Genomic DNA, 659 nt, shown 5'->3' with positions numbered 1-659 from the left:
TCGCATTTTCATATGCTTCTTCCCTCCTTCAACCACCTAGGAGTCTAGGAAGGAAAACGCCTAGCGTCAAGGAGATCACTTGACCCCAGACGTTTTCCTTCCTGCTTGTCAGCTAGGTTGAAGTAGGGATCATTCTGCAATCCTTTGCCATACTACACTTTCACAACAAATGGTGTAATGAGTTGCAAGGCAAAGGCTTTACCAAATTCTACAGGTGATAAATCGTACAAGCTTCCATGAATCCGTCGCTGATTATAAAAGAGCAGATAGTTTGTCACGATTTCATAGGCTTCTTGATAGCTCTGAAATTCATTCCGCTGCAAACATTCTTTCTCCAAAACACTGTGAAATGACTCAATGTGAGCGTTTTTATTGGGTGTCTTTGGAGGAATTCGCTCATGCACCGTTTGGAAATGCTGACAGGCTTCTTCAAAGGCATGGCTAATAAACTGTGGACCGTTATCCGTACGGATAACAGGGCGATCATCACAATTGAATTGCTGCCGTTTCCACAAAGCACGTTGGAGAATCTGAGCAGCATGTTTTCCTTCGCAGGTCAGTCCGAAATGGTAGTCCACGATCGCTCGATCATAGACATCAATGAGACTCATCAGGAAAAAGAAACGCTGTTCTCCTACGATAAATCCGTATTTTACGTC

At 43.7% G+C, this 659-nt stretch carries 1 protein-coding gene; it reads right to left on the bottom strand.

The window, feature by feature from the left end; all coding sequences use genetic code 11:
* Positions 1-152 precede the first annotated feature (152 nt).
* The coding region (locus tag AC27IT_RS27800; protein ID WP_487092261.1) for a transposase at positions 153-659 on the bottom strand (507 nt) is incomplete at its 5' end.

The organism is Brevibacillus sp. YAE8, assembly GCF_057543335.1.
The sequence above is the reverse complement of the archived record's forward strand: the minus strand, read 5'-3'. Positions and strand labels throughout refer to the sequence as shown.